Genomic DNA, 886 nt, shown 5'->3' with positions numbered 1-886 from the left:
TATTTAAATAACGACATGGACATGCTGTCGGCTTATATTTCTAAAGAAGAGGTATACAAGGTTGAAAGCAGAACGCGTTTTAAAATCGTCATTCCGGTAGTGTTATATGACAAAAGCGTGTCTCACCTGGTTGTTTTGCGCCACCGCTACGAGAACCAGGATATTAAAAACACTCTCGTAGGCTTTCTGCAAATCGCTGTCGATATCTTTCGCAACTTGCACGAAAAAGGCCATGACCCGCTTACACGCATCTTAAATCGTCAAGCTTTTGACCAAGTCTCTTCCGACCTTGCCTTTTCACAACACAATGTACTGCATGCAAAGGATACCAGCTTTAAAGCGATTGCCATTCTAGATATCGATAAATTCAAATCTATCAATGATCGCTTCGGCCATGCAATTGGTGACGAGACGCTAGTTCTATTTTCACAGACAGTCAGGTCCGTCCTCCGACAGCAAGACCTGTTTTTCCGCTACGGTGGTGAAGAGTTCGTGGTATTGGTAAAAGACGTTCAGAAAGAGCAAGCTTTGGTTGTTCTCGAACGCTGCAGAGCAGCGATAGAGGCTCGCCGCTTCCCTCAGGTTGGCCAGGTTACCGTTAGCATCGGCTTTGCCGACCTAAGCAAAAACGACCACCCTGTAGAAACACTCTCCAAAGCAGATAAAGCGCTCTACTACGCAAAACAAAATGGTCGTAACCAGGTTAACTCGTATGAAGTGCTATTAGAAAAAGGCTTACTTGAAGCCGTTGAACCCGTAGAGAGCTCTATCGACTTCTGGGATTAATCTCTGACGATCTAGACTCTGCCCCCAAAACAAACCATAACAACTAGAACAACTGTAACACTTATGCTTCAACCCTACTCTCTGATCAACTCTCACGGGA

Annotated in this window: 1 protein-coding gene; it reads left to right on the top strand. The window is 44.9% G+C overall.

From position 1 onward, the window contains the following. Positions 1-786: GGDEF domain-containing protein (locus tag A3735_RS05665; protein WP_156499437.1), on the top strand; the 786-nt coding region annotated here is incomplete at its 5' end. Positions 787-886: the final 100 nt, after the last annotated feature.

It is taken from the genome of Oleiphilus sp. HI0061, assembly GCF_001635675.1.
The sequence above is the reverse complement of the archived record's forward strand: the minus strand, read 5'-3'. Positions and strand labels throughout refer to the sequence as shown.